This window comes from Virgisporangium aurantiacum (assembly GCF_016863635.1).
Lineage (GTDB): Bacteria > Actinomycetota > Actinomycetes > Mycobacteriales > Micromonosporaceae > Virgisporangium > Virgisporangium aurantiacum.
Map to the genome: position 1 here is coordinate 1 of NZ_BOPG01000052.1, position 19178 is coordinate 19178.

Here is a 19178-nt window from a genome sequence, read left to right on the forward strand (position 1 = left end):
CACCAGCGACCCTGTGCATCGAACCGCAATCCGTCTGCTGACCGTCGCCGGCATCACCGGCGTGACGGTCGCCGTGTCGGCATCCGCGGCAGTGGCCGCAAATCCGCCGCAAGCGGCCTGCCCACGGTGATCGGGAACATGACGACCTGGATCACCGGGATCCTCGCCGCCACCCCACAGACCGTCGCGTTCACCATGCCCGCAAGCCGGGCCGAAACCCAGGCAGCACTCCGGGTGACGGTGTGGGCGTTACCCTAGGCAGCCCAAACCATGGTCAACAGCGGGTGTCTTCACCCAACTGCCCTGCTAGAAGGCCTCCACCGAGCCACCGGCCGAGGCCGTAAATATCCCCGTGGGGGATCCCCCGACCGGGGGAGGTACCTACGGCTTTCGACCCACCGGGTGCCGGGAGCTGGGGTCAGGGAAGGGGAAGCTCCTGCCGCACGACGCGGCCGGCCTACGAAACCGCACAAACCCCGCGGCGGACGGCGGCGGGGCGGTTTGGGTAGGGTGACCGGCCATGCGTCCCGCCCTCGTCCCGGCGCCGTACCTGCCGGTGGCGGCGGGCGGGTTCCTGTTCGCGTGCCTGGTCGCCTACCGCGCGCCGTGGGCCGGTGACTTCGGGCTGCACGCGGCGGTCGTCGACGAGTTGCGGCAGCACCTGTGGCGGCCCGCGGACCCGATGGTGCGGGCACACACCGGCAACCCGTACAACACCCCGTACACAGTGCTGCTCGGCCTCGTCGGACTGCTGACCGGGCTGTCCGGCGTGGACACGCTGCGGCTGGCGGCGCCGGTGTGCTTCGCGCTGCTGCTGTTCGGGCTACACCGGTTCGTCCGCGTCTTCAGCGCGTCGCCGTGGGCACCAGCAGTGGCGCTGCCGATGGTGCTGCTGCTGTGGGGCGAGGCCGCGCCGACCTGGAGCGGCTTTGTGAATCTGGCCGGGTTGCCGCTGATCGTGGCGTATCCGAGCACGGTCGCGCTCGCGTTGACCCTGTGCTGGTGGGCGTACCTGTGGCACACGTTCGACCGGCCGACGCCGGGGCGCTGGGCCGCGGCCGGTGGGTTCCTGGGCGTGGTCGCGATCGTGCACCCGTTCACGGCCGTGGCCGCGGTGCTCGGCGCGGTGGCGCTCGCCCTGTCGCGGCTACGGTCGCTGCGGCCGGTACCGGTGCTGGCAGCGGTCGCGGTGGCCGCCGCGGTGGTGCTGGCCTGGCCCTACTCGAACGTCATCGAGGTGGCCCTCGCGGCCGGCGACCTGGACGGCGTCCACCGGCCGCTGTACTCGGGAGTGCTGCGCACCTACGGGCCGCCGCTCCTGCTCGGCCTGCCGGCGCTGGTGCTGCGGCTGCGCCGGGACCCGCTCGATCCGCTCGCGGCCATGGTCGCGCTGGCCCTGGCCGTCGTCGGCGCCGGATGGGTGAGCGGGCACTGGGCGCTCGGCAGGATGTGGCCGGTCGTGCTCATCGCCGTGCAGGTGGCCGTGGCCGTGGAGCTGGTCGCCGCGCTGCGTGGCCGGTTCCGGGTGCTGGCCGGCGCGTGGACGGTGCTCGTCGTGGCGGCCTGCTGCTGGAGCGTGCACCTGCAGCACGCCAATGCCCTCGCCGTCGCGCGGGTCGACAAGCCGGTCACGGCGTTCGCCGACCGGCACTCCTGGATCACCGGCCGGGTCGGCGCCGGTGAGGTGCTGCTGCTCGACCTCGACGCCGAGGACACCCTGTGGACGGCCCGCGACCTGCTCGGCAGCGGCGTGCGGTTCGTCGCGCCGCCGTGGCCGGACCCGACCCTGCCCGACGCCGCGCGCCGCCGCGCCGACAACCGGGAGCTGCTGGCCGCCGGCACCGCGGAAGATCGCCGCCACGAGCTCCTCACCCGGTACGACGTCCGCTGGGTGCTGGACAGCGCCGGCACCCTGTCGTGGCCGGTCGCGCTGGAGACCGTCGCCGGTCCCGGCCCCGCCCGCCTGATCCGCCTCGGCTGACGGGCCACGGTGATGCCCGTGCGGCACCTTCGACGCCCGCGTGTCACGCGTCGAGCATTGTGATGAGCTGGTTGAGACACGCGTACCTGCCGGGCAGGGCGCTGGGACATCCTTCGGCGGCGATCTCCTCCTTGAGCCGGTTGCGGCTGTCCTGCGACAGGGTCCAGCCCAGCGGCGCCTCGACCGACGGCTTGGTCAGTGGAGCCGCGATGATGATGCCTTCGGACAGGTCCTTCCGTACCGACTTCACGATGTCCTCGCAGGGCTCGCGTTCGACTGGCGGGCAGGGGTCGGCGATGATGCCGGCCATGCGTTGCAGCCAGGTGCCCGAGGAAATCTGGAGCTCCTTTGCCTTGGTCCCGGCCTGCGGGACGACCACCTCGGCGGCCAGCGGCGGCGGTTTGTAGACGATGTCCCGGCGGGTCTCGTCCTCCAGGTACAGCACGACCGGCACCACCAGTGGCAGTCCGCTGCCGCGGGTGGTGTTGTGGTTGCGGACGATCTGCTGGAGCACCGGGGTGATGTCGGCCAGGGTTCCGATGCCGGATGACTCCGCGTACCCTCCGTCGACCAGTTGCAGGTCCGGGCGTGGGCCGCACTCCTCGGTGCCGGACGGCAGGACCCGGGCGGTGGGCGGTACCCGGCCCGCGGGGGTGATGGTCGGGAACCGGGCGGACAGCATCGCGGCGGTCGCCCAGGACATGTCCGGCGTGCAGTTGCCGTAGGCGTCCTGCAGGTCGATCGACGCCGGCGGGTCGTTCGTCTGGCCCTGGCAGAGGGCCGGATCGGCCTCCCGCCGGCCGGCGTCGTCACCCGTTCTGGCAGTCTCCCCGATGCCGGTGTTCAGCGAGACCTGGCTGATGAACACCCGGCACCCCCGGCCGGCCGCCGCGGAGTTCAGGACGAGGACGCCACCGGGTCCGCGGACGGATGCGTCGAAGCGTCCGGTCAGCGACGGGACGCGGTACTCCCACACTGCCTCCATGAGTCCGGCTCGGTCCCGCCACCGCCAGCGCTCGCGGCCGGCCGGCTCGTTGCCGTCCCGGTTGGACAGTGACCACGACGGCACCCGCAGACCGGTGCTGCCGGCAAACAGGTCCCCGACGAGCGTGCCGGTGAGGACGGCGGCGAGGCCATGCGGTTCGGCGAGCCGTTCGGCGTCGAGGGTCGGGGTGTCCCCGCGCGCGAGGACCAGCCCGACCGATCCGCCGCTGACGCCGCTGGAGAGGAAGACGGACTGTGCTCCGCAGGGGCCGCTGTCGCGGAGCCGTTCCAGGACGCCAGCGGTCCACATCGCCGCGCGGATGCCGCCGCCGCTGGCGGCGACCAGGACCATCGGCCGGACGGTCTGCCCGCCGACGGTGCGGTCGCAGTCCTTGCTGCGGTTCAGCCAGTCGGTGAACGCCTGCGACAGCGTCGGCCGCTCGGGCGGAGCGGCCGGCAGTCCACCGGGCGGGCCGCTCACCGCGTGCAGGTCGGGGTCGCTGGCGACCTGCGAGGCGATCAGCGGGAAGACGAGGAGCATCGTGAGGACCGGCGTGCTGCGCATCCCCAACGCTTCCAGGACCGCCGGCGGCCGGTAGTGCTGCAGGTGGACGATCACGAACCCGAGGACGACCACCCACGTGCCGAGGGCCAGCACCGTCGACGCGACGACCCCCAGGCTCCGGCTGATCTGGAGCGGCACGAGGACGAACGCGGCGATCATCGCGATGGCGGTGAGGAAGAACACCCAGCCGGCCGAGGTCTGCAGCGGTGCCCTACGCGGCCCGTTGTCGGAGGGGCGCAATAGCCGCAGGACCGCCACCTTCCTGTCCTCGACGGGAGGCTTCCTCTCCTCGTCGGCAAGCGCCTTCCCGTCCAGCTTGCACAGGCCCACGGCGGCCAGCGGGAACCCGACCGCCGCCACGATGACACCGACGAGGAACACGGCGAAGCGGATGAGCCAGACGTTGAGACGGCTCTCATCCGGGCCCAGCAGGATCGGGGCGGTCAACGAACGGACGAGACCGAGACCGGACCCGACGAGGATCGACACGGCCAGCACGTCACCGGTCCGCCATGTCTGTTCCGCACGACGGCGACCCATTTCCGGATCGACCTCTTCCGGATCCCGGCGCCCCTTGGAAGTCCGCTCCACGACGATCGACAGCCCGACGATGAGGACCGGAACCGCGGCCACCACTCCCACGTTCCACCAGCCGACCGTCCCGTCGCCGGGCAGCAGCACGAGAACGACCGCGACTACCAGCGTCGCCACCGACACCGCCAACCACCACAGCCACCACGTATTGCCGAGGTCCCTGGGCGGCTCCGGCCGGCCGTCGGAGCCGACGCCGACGTACGTCGTCCAGACCCGTTCGCTGCGCAGGCGACCGATGACGAACAAGCACACGGCTACGAGCACGGTGACGAACACCGCGTAGACCGGGTGCAGCCAGTCGCTCGCGTTGCCGTCCAGCCAGGAGCGCTGCACATCCGGGAGCTGGTCCCAGATGTCCGGGAGCGGCACCAGGGACAGGACGCTGAGGACGGCGACGACCACGAACGACAGGCGCTGCTCCCAGACCGCTCGGCCCACCAGCCGCGTGGCCGCACCGATCCTCCTCCGCAGCGCCTCGTCGGCCACGGCCGCGATGGCGAGCACGACGACGGTCAACCACTTCACGGTCGCGACGCCGACCAGCGCCCATCGGACAGCCGCCGGAACCCAGCCCCACCACAGGAGTGCGGCGGCCGCGCAGAGCAGACCGGTCTCAATGGTCTCGACTGCGAGCAGAGTCCACAACGCGGCGCCCGCCACGCGGATGTCCTTCACGAGAGGACGCAGGAGCAGCCAGTAGCCCACGTACAGGGCGATGTCGAACCGGGCATGCATGAAGATCCACCCGGCGACAGATCGCCGCAGGTCCTCGGAGAGCTCCAGCCAGGTCGTCCATGCCTCCGGACCGCCCCAGGCCCCGATACCGACCACGTCGGTCACCGAACGGCTCTCCCCGGACGGGGTGAGCGCGCCGGTCACGAGCCGGTCCGTCTCGCCCATCGTGATCGCGCCGGCAACCAGAAGGACCAGCGCGAGCGCCGACATGACCGGCAGACCCGGCACGACCTGCGGCTGCTTCGCTGCGGCCGCGTCCGCCGTATTCGTCAGGGACCCGACCATCGCGACCTCCCACGTTCGGCGCCCGCACGTTGGAGGAGCAACCTACGCCTCGTTCCCGGCCGGCGACGGAGAACGGCGAAACGTCCGCACCAGGCGTGACAACGGACGCATCGCGGCCACCCGGTTCTTCCGGCTGTACCGGGCGATAGCTCGTTGAACGGATCGGTCGGCTGCCATAGCCTAGGCAGGCGAGGCTTGACACTGCCACTCCTAGACTTCGTCGGAGACACGGATGAACGCGAGCCTCCTCACCACGATGGTCGAGCGCCTCGACGTCGCTCCTCGAACGCCCCTCTACTCGTTTCTCGATCGGCACGGGAAGGAGGTGGACTCGGCCGATTGCGAGGAGATCGTGAGGCGGGCGGCGGGGACCGCCGAGTTCCTTCGAACGGCCGGGGTCGGGCCCGGCGATCCCGTCCTCCTGATTTTTCCGCCCGATGGGCTCGAGTTCGTCGCGAGCTTCTTCGGCTGCATGCTTGTCGGCGCGATCGCCGTCCCGGTGGCGAGTCCCGATCCGAGGTATCTCGATCGGGAACTGCCGAAGCTGCGTCATGTCGTCGAGGACAGCGGCGCGCGCGTCGCGCTCACGCATGCGAAGTACCGCGCGCTCACACGACTCGCGTCGGTGGCGAACCGCGTGCGGGGCCGTGGGAATCCGGGCTGGCCCGAACTCTCCTGGCTCCTGGCGAACCGCATCAAACGCGCCGGGGCGACGGTGGCCGCGGCCGCACTCGCCCGCGCGGCAAATACGTTCGGCCCGGACGACATCGTGTATCTCCAGTACACCTCCGGCTCGACGTCGGCACCCAAGGGTGTGGTCGTGCGACACCGGAATCTCGTGCACAACCTCGAACTGATCGCGCGCAACACACGAGTCGACGACACGTCGGTGCTCGTCGGTTGGGTGCCGCTGTTCCACGACATGGGGCTCGCCGGCGGGATCCTCAACGCGATGTACACCGGCGCGCGCTGCGTCGCCTTCTCCCCCATGACCTTCCTCGCCGCGCCCCGCCTCTGGTTGGAGGCGATCGACCGCTATCGCGGCACGCACATCGCCGGGCCGAACTTCGGCTACGACTACGTGCTGCGCGGCGCCGACAGGGACGACGGGACACTCGACCTCTCGTCGCTGCGCGCCACGCTCCAGGGCGGTGAGCCGATGCTCCCGGCGACGATGGACCGCGTCGAAGCCGAGCTCACCCGGATGCGCTTCGATCCCGCGTCGTTCTGCAATGTCTACGGCATGGCGGAGGCCGTGCTGTTCGTCTGCGGTCAGGTCGGCCGCAAGCCGACGCTGCTGCGGGCGGACCGCGCCGTGCTGGACCGCGACGGCGTGATCGCGCCGCCCGCACCGGACGCGCCCGTGGTGACGCTCGTGGGAAGCGGCGTCCCCGACGCGGAGCTGGGCGTGACGGTGATCGCCGTCGACCCCGTGACGCGGCGGCCGCGGCCACCCGGCGCTGTCGGCGAACTCTGGGTGTCGAGCCCGAGCGTGTCGAGTGGCTACTGGGGACGGACCGACGAGGAGAACGCGGCCGTCTTCGCCGCCCGACCGGCGACCCGGGAAGACGATGGGCGACGGTTCCTGCGCACCGGTGACCTCGGGGTGGTCAGCGACGACGGCGAGGTGTTCATCTGCGGCCGCCTGAAGGACCTCATCATCATCGGCGGTCGCAACATCCATCCACAGGATCTGGAGGCGGCGGTGGTGGCGGCCGACCCGATCCTCCGGCCGGGCAACGCGGTCGCCTTCGGGGTACGGGTCGACGGCGTCGAACGGGTCATGGTGGCCGCGGAGGTGCGAAGGAAACACCTCCAGAGCCGAGAGCCGATCCCGTTTGACCGCGCGGTGTCCGCGATCCGCGCCGCGGTGGCCGCGCACTGCGGCGTGCAGTGTCACGAGGTCCTGCTCATGAAGCCGGACAGTCTTCCGAAGACGACCAGCGGAAAGCTGCGGCGCGGGGAATGCCGGCAGCGATGGGCCGACGGCTCGCTGCGATCGTCGGCACTCTCCGGACAGCAAAGGACCCCCGCGACGGTCGAAAGCATCGGGGACGCGGAGCAGAGCGCGGAGTACGTGCTCCGCCTGCTTCAGACAGAGGTCGCCGCCATGCTGCAGTCGACCGGTCCGGACGACGTGCCGGTGGATCTGCCGCTCCGCGATCTCGGCCTCGACTCCCTCGGGTTGATGGATCTGGCCAGGCGCATCGAGGACCGGACCGGGGCGCGCGTACCACCGGCGAGCGTCGGTGACGGCTCGACCCTGCGGGCGGTGGCGACCTCGGTCGTGCGGGAGTTCGCACTCGCTCCCTCCGCGCCGGGCGAAGCGGCGGGCCTGGTGACGAGCGAGTCAAACGCGGGCGACGTCCCGTTCAGCGCCGGGCAGACGGTCGCCCTGCAGCGGGGACAGTGGGACTGGTGGAACCGCGCGGTCATGCTCGATGTGCGTCGGCGGCTCGCGCCGGAGCAGCTTCGCCGCGCCGCGTCCGCCCTGGTTGCCCGGCACGAGGCGCTGCGCCTGCGGTTCCGCCGGGCCGACGACCGCTTCGTCCAGCGTTACGGCGACATCGAGGGGAGTTTCGCCGTCGAGTCGGTCACGGTGCACGGGTCCGATGCTCTTCTGCCGCTGCTCAACGAACAGCATCGCCGCCTCAGCGTGGAGAACGGCCCGGTGCTGCGTCTCCTTCTCGTGGAGACCGGTTCGGGGCAACGCCTCTTCATCACCGTCAACCACCTCGTCATGGACGGCATCACGCTGGGCATCCTGGTCGACGATCTGGACCGCCTCTGCCAGCCGGAGGAACACGGTCTGCCGCGGACGTCGGCGCGCTTCGAGGAGTTCTCCCGCTGGATGAACGACTTCGGGAACGCCGACGCGACCGCCGATCTGGATTTCTGGCGCGAGCAGCTCGCGGTGCCGCCACCGGCCGCCTACGACTCACGGGCGCATCCGGACATCATGATGAAGGACCTGGCATTCGCTCGCCAACACCTCGGACCCGATGAGACGCGCGCGCTCCGCACCGTGCGGATGGGCGGGCCGGGCGGCTCGCGGGCACCTATTGCGACGACGCTGCTCGCGGCACTGCTGCGGACCGCTCAACGCCGATGGCGGTGCGGTCGGCTCGTCATCGAGCTGTTCAGCTCGGGGAGACAGACGGCGGTGCACGGCCTCGACCTGTCGCGCACGGTCGGCGACATGCACTGCACCTTCCCGCTCGCCTTCGAGGACAGTGCCTCCCAGAGCCCGGAAGAAACGGTGACCGCCGTGGCCGAGCGGCTCACCCGTGTCCCCTCCGCGGGCATGTCGTTCGACGCCCTCACGTTGCTGGCCGACGATCCGAACGTGCGGAACCGCCTCCTGAACGCGCCGGCCCCGACGCTGGGGTTCAACTTCCAGGGAGAGGCGCCGACGCAGAGCGCCGGCGGTCTTTTCTCCCTGCGTGAGTCTCCGCTGGGCGACCTGTGGGATCCCGAGGGTCGCGTGCGACAACCGCCGCTCTACCTCGAATGCTCCATCGTCGGGGGGACGACGCGCATCGGTTGGGAGTACCTGCCGCAGCAGCTGAACTGGTCGGGAGCCGAGATCGACGAGTGGAAGGCCACGTTCGCGGACGAGCTCGCCGGCCTGGTTCACCGCGCGACACACCGGTGACCGGGCGGTCAGGGTCCGGCGACGACGCGCATGCCGAGGCCGGCGACGTGGTAGATGCGTCGCCCGTCGACCCACAGCCAGCCGTCGGCGGTGGCGTACCGGCCCCGCTCGTCGGTGCCGAACGCGGTGACGTCGAGCTCGACGGTCAGCCGGGTGTCGGTCGGCACGACCTGGCCGCGGTACTTCCACGTCACCGGGTGGCCGGTGCGGACCGGCTCGAACCGCGGCCGCGCCAGGCCCGCGTCGGCGTTCCGTTCGAGCAGGTACCACTGCAGCAGGCTGCACATCGCTTGCACGCCCAGCGATCCCGGTTGCACCGGGTCCTGGAAGAAATGCGCCTTGAAGTACCAGTCGTCGGCGTCGACGTCCTTGTCGGCGCGCAGCCAGCCGAGGCCGTGCGTGCCGCCGTCGGCGACGTACCCGGTCACCCGGTCGAGCATGACGAGCCGGGGTCCCGGCAGCCGCGCGGTGCCGCCGAAGTACCGGGCCGGGCGGCCGCTCAGGTCGACGCCGACGCCCGGCTGCGTGAGGCGGGCCCGGTCGGCCGCGGTCGGCGGTAGCCCGGGTTGGTCGACGAACGCGGCCGGCGGGAAGAAGCCGAACACCGTCTCCAGATCGAAGACGGTCTCCCCGTCGGCCGGGCCGCCGACGGCCGTGCAGGTGACCGAGAACGACTCGATGATCATGCCGCCGTACCGGGAGATCTCGCGGTTCTCCACGCGTGTGCGCAGCGTCCGCGTGCCGGGCAGCACCTCCCGGCGTAGCGTGCCGGTGCCGTCGAGGTTGCGGAACAGCAGCGCCTCGTCGGAATCGAGCACGCTGCCCAGGTACATCGCGAGCCAGCCGCACGGTTGCAGGGCAACCTCCATGAGCACGGCCACCGGCATGGTCGCGGCGCCGTTCTCCGTGAGGTACCAGGCGTCCCCGGGCACGTCGTACTCGGCGGTCACGGCCGCGCCGGTGCCCATGCCGCCGAACTCGCCGTCGACCGCGACGATGCGCGTCATGACGTGGTACGGCGGGCCGGGCAGGCGCGGTGCGCGCCGGCCGGCGACGTCGAACCGCCGGTACGCCTCCCCCATCGCCCGCGCCATCGGTCCCCGGGCGCAGGCGAGGAGAGCGCTGTGGTCCTGGACGACACCGCCGACGACGATGCCGCCATCCTCCGTGTTCGACGGGGTGTCCTTCCGCTGCGCCAGCGGCCAGTCCGGCACGAGCCGTACCCCGGCCCGCTGGGCGTGGAACGCCTTGACGCCGTCGACGGTGCCCAGCACGTCCGCGTACAGCGTCGGGTACGGCCCGGCCCGCAGCTCCCGCACGAACACCTCGTAGGTGACCCGTCGGCTGCCGGGTGCGACCTGGCCGCGGCACCGCAGCACGGTGGGCTCGTCGGGCACGGGTTCGAACCGCCACCCGTCGCGCTCGATCGTGTACCCGAGGGCGGCCAGGTAGAACGACATCGCCTGCACACCGCCCTGGAACATGAGGGTGCCCGGCATGCACGGGTCGTTGGTGAAGTGCCCGTCGAAGTACCAGTCGTCGGACGCGACCGGCGTCTCGGCACGCAGGTAGCCACGCCCCCAAGGGCCGCCGCCGGGATCGAGGTGCGGCACGGTGTCCAGCAGCAGCATCCGCCCGGTGTCGATGCGGGGGCTGCGCACGTGCGCTTTGGTTACCGTCCACTGTGGACCGAAGCAGTCCGCCGGCCGCCCGTCGGCGAGCGCGCGTACCGCGTCCCGGTCGAAGCGGCGACGGTGCACACCGGCGACCGGCGGGTCCGGTGGCGGTCCGGTGGGTGGGTCGACGCCGGGATCCCACTGCAGCCCGGCGGTGTCGGCGAGTTCGGCGTCGGTGAAGAAGCCCGCCTGGCCGTCGCGGACGGTCATCCGCACCTGGTCGCCGACGTAACAGTCGTAGTGGAAGAAGAACAGGCGGACGCCGTCGTGTTCGGCGTGGCCGTCGACGTGGATCTCGTACCGCAGCGTCTCCCCCGCCGCGGCCGGGCTCGCGTGGTAGGTGAGTTCGCAGCCCAGGAGGCGGTACGTCCGGTCGCCGCCGTGCTGCAGGTCGACGCCGAGCCAACTGATCAGCAGCAGGTCCGCCTGTCCGGCCTCGACCATCAGGCCGGCCGGCATGCGTCCGGCGGAGTCCAGGTACCAGGCGTCGGCCGTGACGTCGGTCTCGGTCCGGATGGTGCCGGTGCCCATGGACAGCTGTTCGGCGTCGATGGCGGTGACCCGGTCGACCAGCAGCATCGGCGGGGTGGGCAACCGGGTCAGCCGGCGGCGGCCGTCGAGCGCGGCGAACCGCGGGCCGAACAGGTCGGCGAGGTGCCCGGCGGCGAGGCGTTCGAGGTCGGCGCGGTCGAACGGCGGCCCGCCCCGGGCCGGCCGGTCCACGGGCGTGGCCGCGTGCCTGCTGGCGGCGAGCAACGCGGTCAGGCTCCGCTGGCCGGCCTCGACGAACCGCGCGTGGCTCAGGGCCTGGTGGGCGAGGAAGTCCCGGTGTACGGCGCTCACCCGCGCGAACTGTTCGGCGACGACCCGCGCGGCGCCGTTTCCGGGCCGTGTCACCAGTGGGGGCGCGACCGGTGACACCGGTCGCGCCGCTACCGGTCGCGGTGACACCGGTACCGGCGGGAGCGTCGGGGCGCGCGGCATCGCGACCGGTTCGTCGGCGCGGGGCAGCCGGCGCTCGGCGGGGTGGGCGGCGAGCCGCACGGTCGCGGTGGGCGCACCTGCCGGCCGGCCTGACGCCGCGGCGAGATGGTCCAGCACCGCCTCGGCGCGAACCGGTAGGCCCGCGGCGGTCAGCTCGGCGACGGCGTGGCAGAGCTGACCGATGGCCCGGCCGTCGGGGGCGTCCAGCGCCACCGCGAGGTGGTCGCGTCCGGCGAGGATCTGCCGGATCCAGGTGGTGCACCGCGACTGCGGCCCATGCTCGACGAACACCCGCACCCCGTCGGCGTAGGCCCGCTCGACGACCCGGACGAAGTCGACGGTCCCGGTCGCCTGGGCCAGGATGGCGTCCGCGGCGCGCTCGGCGGTCGCCCGGTACGGTTCACCGGTCGCGCCGCTGTAGAACCGCACGCCCGGCACGTCACGGGTCGGGCGCAGGTGCAGGCGGCGGTACTCGTCGGCGACGGCGGTCAGCTCCGGCACGTGCGCGGCGATCGGGTAGTCGAGCCGTACCACGGGTGCGTTGCCGAGCCGGGCGAGCACCCGGGCGCATTCGACCTCCGCGCCGCCGACCACGCACGAGCGGGGCGCGTTGACCATCATCAGGTGCACCGACGCCGCACCCTGCAACGCCGCGCGCACCTGCGCCGCCGGCGCACCGACCAGGTAGCTCGCCCAGTCGGTCGCGGGAAGACCGCGTTCGCTCCACGCGCGGCGCAGCACCCGGAACTCGCCGGTGAGGCCGGTGCTGAACAGGTCGCTGGCGCGCAGGTCGTGCAGCAGCCGGGCCGGGTCCCGCCAGGCGCCCAGCGCACAGAGCGCCGCGGACTCGCCGGACGAGTAGCCGACCGCCGCGTCGGGGCGCAGGCCGAGCACGTCCCGAGTCAGGTCGACGTGCAGCGCGGCGAGGACGGCGGCTCCCCAGATCCGGGCCAGCACGCCGGCGCCGTCGGCCGCGTCGACCGAGGTCGCGGCCCGCCCGGCGAGGTGCGGGAAGGCGAGCGCGAGTTCGCGACCCATGCCCGGGTACGAGGCCGAGCCGCCGGTGAACACGAAGGCGACCGTGTCGTCGAGGGGCCGGTCCCGGTACGCCACCCCGTCCGGTTGCGGGCCACCCTCGGTCAACCATCGATGGGCGGCGACGACGGTCGTGGACGCGTCGTCGTCGACGACCATCGCGAGCCGGGCCGGACCGCCCGCCGACTCGCGACCGGCGGTCAGCGCGGCCACGACCTCGGCCCGGTCGGCACCGGAGTAGACCCGCAGCCGCCCGACGGGACCGGCGACCCACGGCTGCGCCGGGCCGCCGGAGCGCAGCGTCACGCGTGCTTCGGCCGCGCCGAGGGTGTCGACGGTGACCCGGCAGGCGAGGTCGGCGAACGTTGGCCGGGCGAGCGCGCCGGCCCGCGGGACGGCCCGATGGCTCACCGCGACCGCCCCGGCCGCGACCGCGACCAGACCGTGCGCGGCGTGCGCCGTCCCGAACAGCGTGGCCGGGTCGAACGCGCCGTCGCCGGCACCGACGACAAGGTCGGCGTCACCGTCCGCCGCGTCCAGTACCGCGATCTCCGGGCGCCCGGCCCGCCGGGCGTCGGCGCGCCGCTCCAGCACCAGGACGACGGCCGCGTCGCCGGGATACCGGTCCCGGCCCTGGGCCCGCAGTGCGGCCAGGTGTACCGGTTCGCACGACAGGTCGACGGCGCCGACCAGGGCGACGTCCACCTCACCGCGTCGCAGCGCGCGCGTCGCCAGGTCCAGGGCCGTGAGTCCGGACGCCTCCTCCGCCGAGACGGTGAAGCTCGGACCGGCCACGTCCAGTTGCACGTTGACGCGGTTGGCGACGAGGTTCGGCATCGTGCCCAGCACGTCCGCGGCGGTCGGCGCGGGAGCGTCGGCGGGCGCCGTCGTCGCGTACCGGGCCACTTCCGGATCCACGCCCATACCGACGATGACCGCGGTGCGCTCACGCGGCAGGGACCGACCGGCGCTGGCTTCCCGGGCCGCCTCCAGCAGCAGGACGTGCTGGGCGTGCGCCGCCGCCAGGTCACGCGGCGGGAACCGCAGGCCGGCCAGGGCCACGTCGATGCCGGCTCGCGGGCCGCGCCGGTCGTCGCCGGTGAGGACCGCGCGGCGCAGATCGGTGACGTCCGCGCCGTCGGCGACCTTGGCACCGATCGCGGTGATCACCACGGGCTCGTCGGGAACCGGCGCGGACACCGGTTCCGGTGTCCACGCGTCCGGATCCCACCCGTCGACGACCACGTGCGCGTTCGCGCCGCCGAACCCGAACGCGCTGACCCCGGCCCGGCGCGGGGCCGGCCACGGCTCGGCGTCGCGCAACAGCCGCAGCGGTGTGCCGCTGAGCGCCCCGATCGGGTCGTCGGCGGCCAACGACGCCGGGCGTACCCCGGCCCGCATCGCGCCCAGGACCTTCAGCAGCCCGGCCCCGCCCGCGGCGGTCAGCAGGTGCCCGATGTTCGACTTCACCGACCCGATGGGCAGGTCGTCGCAGCCGCCGAACACCCGGCCCACGCTGCGCGCCTCGACCGCGTCGCCGACGGGAGTGCCCGTGGCGTGGCACTCGACCAGCGTGACCGACTCCGGCGCGACGCCGGCCCGGGCGTAGGCGAGCCGCATCGCCCGCTCCTGCCCGTCCTCGGCGGGCACCAGCAGCCCACCGGTACGACCGTCGTTGGCCAGCCCCACCGCCCGGATCACGCCGAGAACGGGCAGCCCGGACGCGACCGCGTCACTCAGCCGGGTGAGTGCGAACAGGACCACGCCCTCGCCGGGCACCAGTCCGTCGGCGCCGCGGTGGAACGGCCGGCTCCGGCCGGTCGGGCTGGACGCGCCGAGCGCGCGGAACCCGCCGGCGATGAGCGTCCGGTCCGACCGGCTGACCGCGCCGGCCAGCATGAGGTCGGCGGCGTGATCGCGCAGCCGGTCGCAGGCGATGCCGACCGCGTAGAGGGCCGAGGCGCAGGCGGCGTCCAGCGCGAAGCCGCCGCGTCCGAGCCCCAGCGCGTGCGCCGCGAGATGTGCGGGCAGCCCGGAACCGAACCGGTCCCGGCCGTCCGCGGGCTCCTCCCCGCGCCACACCCGCTCGGCGAGGCGGGCCAGCCCGGTGGTCGGGTACGACAGGTTGCCGAGCACCAGGCCGCCCCGGGGCTTCGGCGCGGTGTCGTACCCGGCCTCGCGCAACGCCTGCCGGCCGGCGTGGAGCACCCAGCGGAACAGCGGGTCGAGCCCCATCAGCTCGTCGGGGCCGACCTGGAAACCGGACGGGTCGAACCCGTCGTCGAACCCGCGGACCCGCCCGTAGCCCGCGCCGGGTACCAGCTCGCACCGGCCGGCCGCGACGTTGGCCCAGAACGTGTCCGGGTCGAGCGCGCCCGGTACGGCGCAGCCGCGCCCCACGACCGCGATCGGCTCCTCCATCACGCCGGACGCCTCACAAGGTGGACGCCGAGCAACTCCACGTATGCGAGCCCGGACCCGTCGACGAGGGCCGCGTCGCAGATGGCACCGGCGTCGTCGACCCGTACCGCCCGCACCACCGAGCGCACCTCGCCCTCGACCGCGCCGGCCCGGTGCAGCCGGACCTCGTCGACGGCCATCGGCAGGGTGTCGCCCGCGCCCGCCTGCCGGGCCCAGAGCAACGCGAGCTGGAGGGCGCCGTCGACCGCCGCGACGTCCACCTCGCCGATGCCGGCCTCGCCGATGCCGGCCGGCCAGCCGAGAACGCGCGCCCCGGCGACGACGCCGTCCGCGCCACCGATGCCGACCCTCGGTGTGCCGCGCACCGCCCGCAGCGCCGGACCGTGGAACAGCGTGGTGCCGCCGTACGGGCCGTCGAGCGGAGCCAGGTTCGCCGGCACCGGCCAGTCACCGGCCAACGGCGGCACGGCGTCGGCCGACGGCCCGGCGACGCTCGCCCGGTAATGCGGTTTGCCGGCGTCGTCGCGCAGGTCGAGGTCCAGCGCCGGGCCGTCCGCAGCGGTGGCGCCGTGCCCGCGGAGCACGAGCCGGTGGCCGCCGTCGGCGAGCGCCGGCAGTGCGATCTTGTCGAGCACCCGCAGGTCGCGCAGGACGATCCGCTCCGCGCCGGGACGCCAGGCCCGGGCCGCGCCGGCGAACCAGCCCACGACGGTGGCGACGGGCACCACCGCGACGCCGTTGACCCGGTGGTCGGCGAGGTACCGGTAGCCCCGCTCGGTCACGGTCACCTCGGCCGTGATGCCGGCGTCGGCGCTCCTCCCCGGCGGGCCGCCCCCGTCGGCCGTCAGTATCACCAGGACGTTGCCTTCCGGCTCGGCGGCCAGCTCGTCGACGAACGCGTGCGCGCCGGCTTCGGGGTCGACCAGCGGCACACCACCGTCACGGAACCGGTCGGCGACCGTCGGCGTCACCATGCCGCCGTTCCACGGCCCCCACGCGACGGCGCGGACGAGGCAGTCCGGGCGCCGGGCCCGCTCGGCCGCGAGCACCTGGTTGAGTGTCTCGTTGGCCATCGCGTAGTCGGCCTGGCCCGCGTTGCCGAACACCGCCGCCACCGAGGAGAACGCACACAGCACGTCGACCGGGTCGGCGGCGGTGGCCGCGAGCAGCGCGCGCAGCCCGTCGAGCTTCGTACCGAAGACCGTCGCGACCTGTTCGTCGGTCTTGTCGGTGAGTCGTGCGTCGGCCACGACACCGGCGCCATGAACGACGGCGGTCACCGGTCCCCAGTCGCGGCGCACCGCGTCGAGCGCGCGGGCCACCGCTTCGGCGTCGCGCACGTCCACCGGCACGTACCGCACCGGCACGCCGTCGCGCTCGAACCCGGCGAGCGTGCCGCGGACCTCGCGGATCGCCCGTACCCGGCGGGCGCGGGCGGCGAGCTCCGCCGGCGTACCGGGCCGGTGGGCGGCGAGCAGCCGCAGCAGGGTGCCCTCGTCGGTGTCCTCGTACGCGGCTGGTGGTTCGTCGTCCATCGACAGCTCGGTCCGGCCGAGCAGCACGAGCCGGGGACGGTACCGGCGGGCGAGCAGCCCGAGCCCGGCCGCGGTGATCCCCCGCGCGCCGCCGGTCGCCACGACCACCGAGTGCGGACCGATCCGCCCCGCGCCGATCCGCTCCGCGCCGATCCGCTCCGCGCCGATCCGCTCCGGGCCGTCCGCGACGCCGACCGGGGCGTCGCACAGCTCGGGCACGACGCGGGTTCCGTCCGCCCGCAACCCGACCTCGGATGCGCCGGCCCCGCCGATCAGCTCGGCCACGACCGAGGCCGCGACGTCGGCCGCCGTCCGGCCGGCCGTCGCGCAGTCGATCGCCTTGACCGCCGTTTTCGGCCATTCCTTCGCCGCCGTGCGGGCCAGGGCGGCGAGGCCGCCGAGCCAGGCCCGCGCCCGGTCGGCCGGGGTTGCGACACCGAAGTCGCCGCCGGTGTCCTGGACGGTGACGAACACCCCACCGGCCGCCTCCATCCGCCGGGCAACGGTCGACGCCACCCGCAGCGACGCCCGTTGCACCGCTGTCGCCGCCTCGGGGGACGCGACGGCACGCAGCCCGTCCAGCAGGACGACACCGCCGACGTCCGCCGGGACGCGCGTCACCACGTCGGCCTCGATGCCGTGCTGCCGCAACCCCGCGACGACGAGAGGCGCGATGCCGCGTCCGTCGTCGGTGACCGCCACCGGGCCCGCGCTCAGGCCCGACATCGCGAGGCCGCTGGGTGCCGCGGTCACCAGGCGCAGGGTGCGCCGGGCAAGGGCGGTCGGTTCGGGTCCCGGCTCTGGTCCCGGCGTTCCGGTGAACCGCTCGGCGATCTCGCGGAGCGTCCGCAACGTGGTGAGCGCGGACAACTCGTCGGCCGGCACGTCGCCGACCCGGTCCCGGACCGAGGACAGGATCTCCACCCGCTTGATCGAGTCGATGCCGAGGTCGGTGTCCAGCGCCATGTCCAGGTTGAGGATATCGACGGGGTACCCGGTGCGGTCCGCGACGACCGACAGCAGCAGCTCGGCGACGTCCCCGGCGGGAGGCACGGTCGGGCCGGCGTCCACTCCGGTGTCCACTGTGGACCCGACGGACGGCACGCGGTCGCCCGGCGCCACCACCTCCGGCGCCGCCACCTCCGGCGCCAGCGTCGGAGTCACCGGTGGCGGTGCCGGTGCCGCCAGTGGCGCGCGTGGCATCGGCGGTGGTCCGGCCGGCTGCTCACCGACCGGGGTACCGAGCAGGCCGGCCATGGTCGTCTCGGCCATCCGGAGGTAGGCCAGGTGGCTGTCCGTCATCGCGCGTTGGAACGCGCTCTGCGCCTCGGCCATCTGGCGCTGCGCGTCCTCGACGGCGCGCAGCAGGTCAGCGTCCACAGTGGACGGAGATGCCACGGCCGGAGGCGCCACCATCGGTTGCGGGGTCGGCACCGGAACGGCCGGCGGAGGGGGCGGCGGTCCGCCGGCGGCGGGCGGGTACGGCCGGCCGTAGTTCCCGCCGTTCAGCCGCACCGTCGACCTCGACAGCGGCGCCCGCTCCACCGGCGTCCCCGCACCGGTCCCCGCGGACAGCGCCGTGAAATCCATCGCGACGCCGCGCACGGCCAGCCGCCCGAGCCCTTCCTGCAGGCTCGTGAGCCCGTTCCGGCCACGCCGGTCCAACGGCACCGCCGCATGTGGCCGGTCCGCGAGAATCTGGCCCACCAGACCGGTCAGGGCCGCACCGGCGCCGACCTCGATAAAGGTCCGGACGCCGGCGGCGTACATGGCCTCGACCACGTCGACGAACGCGACCGGCCGGGCGAGCTGGTCGGCCAGCCGCTGCCGTACCGCGTCCGGGTCGGCCGGGTACTCCCGCGCGTCGGCGTTGCCGAGCACCGGCCGCCGCGGCGGGCGCACGTCCAGGCCGCGCAGATATCCGAGGAGCGGTTCGCAGGCGGGCGCGACCAGCGGGGTGTGGAACGCCGTCGCCGTGTTGAGCCGGGTCGTGCCGATGCCCCGGGCGGCGAGAAGCCCGGCGACCGTGTCGACGGCGTCCGCCGTTCCGGCCACCACCACCTGCCGGGAGCCGTTGTGGTTGGCGAGCCAGACGTCCGGCCGGCCCGCGATCGCCGAAGCCACGCTCGCCCGGTCGCCCGCGACCGCGAGCATGGCACCGCGGGCGGACTCGCCCGCCATCAGCTCGCCCCGCCGGCGGGCCAGCCGTACCAGCGTGTCGGCGTCGTACGCGCCGGCGGCGTGCAGCGCCACCAGCTCACCGAAGCTGTGCCCGGCCAGGCGATCGGCGGCCAGCCCGACGGCGTCGAGCACCGCCAGCAGCGCCAGGCTGTGGACCGCGAGCGCGGGCTGTGCCCACTCGGTCGCGGTCAGCGCGGCCTGCTGTCCGGCGCGTTCGGCGTCGGTGAAGGCCGGGGGCGGGAACACGAGCCGGTGCAGCGCACCGCCGTCGAGGTCGTCCAGACCGGCCGCGCGGTCCCACGGCACGCGCGCCGGCTCCAGGTGGACCGCGAGGTCGCCGCCCATTCCGACGTACTGCGCGCCCTGGCCGGGGAACAGGAAGCCGACCCGTCCGGGCGATGCCGGTCCGGTGTCGAGGTACGCCTGTGGGTGCGGGTGTCCCGTCACCGCCGCGGCGAGCAACGCCTTCAGGTCGTCCGGGTCCGATGCCACGACCGCGAGCCGCACCGGCGCCGCCGGGTCGAACTCGGCCCGGGTCCGCGCGGCG

At 73.7% G+C, this 19178-nt stretch carries 5 protein-coding genes; 2 read left to right on the forward strand and 3 right to left on the reverse strand.

Going from position 1 to position 19178, the window contains the following annotated elements:
• Positions 1 to 520: 520 nt before the first annotated feature.
• Complete coding sequence (locus tag Vau01_RS39155; RefSeq protein ID WP_204004486.1) at positions 521 to 1981, forward strand: hypothetical protein; 1461 nt, start codon at positions 521 to 523, stop codon at positions 1979 to 1981.
• Positions 1982 to 2024: 43 nt separating this feature from the next.
• Here the strand turns inward: Vau01_RS39155 and Vau01_RS39160 are convergent, their stop codons facing one another.
• Positions 2025 to 5144, reverse strand: coding sequence for a hypothetical protein (locus Vau01_RS39160; protein WP_204004489.1), 3120 nt, complete (start codon positions 5142 to 5144; stop codon positions 2025 to 2027).
• Between the two features lie 232 nt (positions 5145 to 5376).
• Between Vau01_RS39160 and Vau01_RS39165 the strand changes: the two genes are divergently transcribed.
• Positions 5377 to 8799 (forward strand): fatty acyl-AMP ligase, encoded by a 3423-nt coding sequence (locus Vau01_RS39165; protein WP_204004493.1) that lies wholly within the window; start codon positions 5377 to 5379, stop codon positions 8797 to 8799.
• A gap of 8 nt (positions 8800 to 8807) precedes the next feature.
• On the opposite strand, the gene Vau01_RS39170 is transcribed toward Vau01_RS39165, so the two are convergent.
• Together Vau01_RS39170 and Vau01_RS39175 are read right to left on the reverse strand one after the other, a co-directional pair.
• Entirely contained in the window at positions 8808 to 14915 is a 6108-nt protein-coding gene (locus tag Vau01_RS39170) for a beta-ketoacyl synthase N-terminal-like domain-containing protein (protein ID WP_239152207.1), read from the reverse strand.
• Positions 14915 to 19178, reverse strand: a 4264-nt coding sequence (locus Vau01_RS39175; protein WP_204004496.1) for an SDR family oxidoreductase, incomplete at its 5' end; no start/stop codon positions are given. The genes Vau01_RS39175 and Vau01_RS39170, both read right to left, overlap by 1 nt.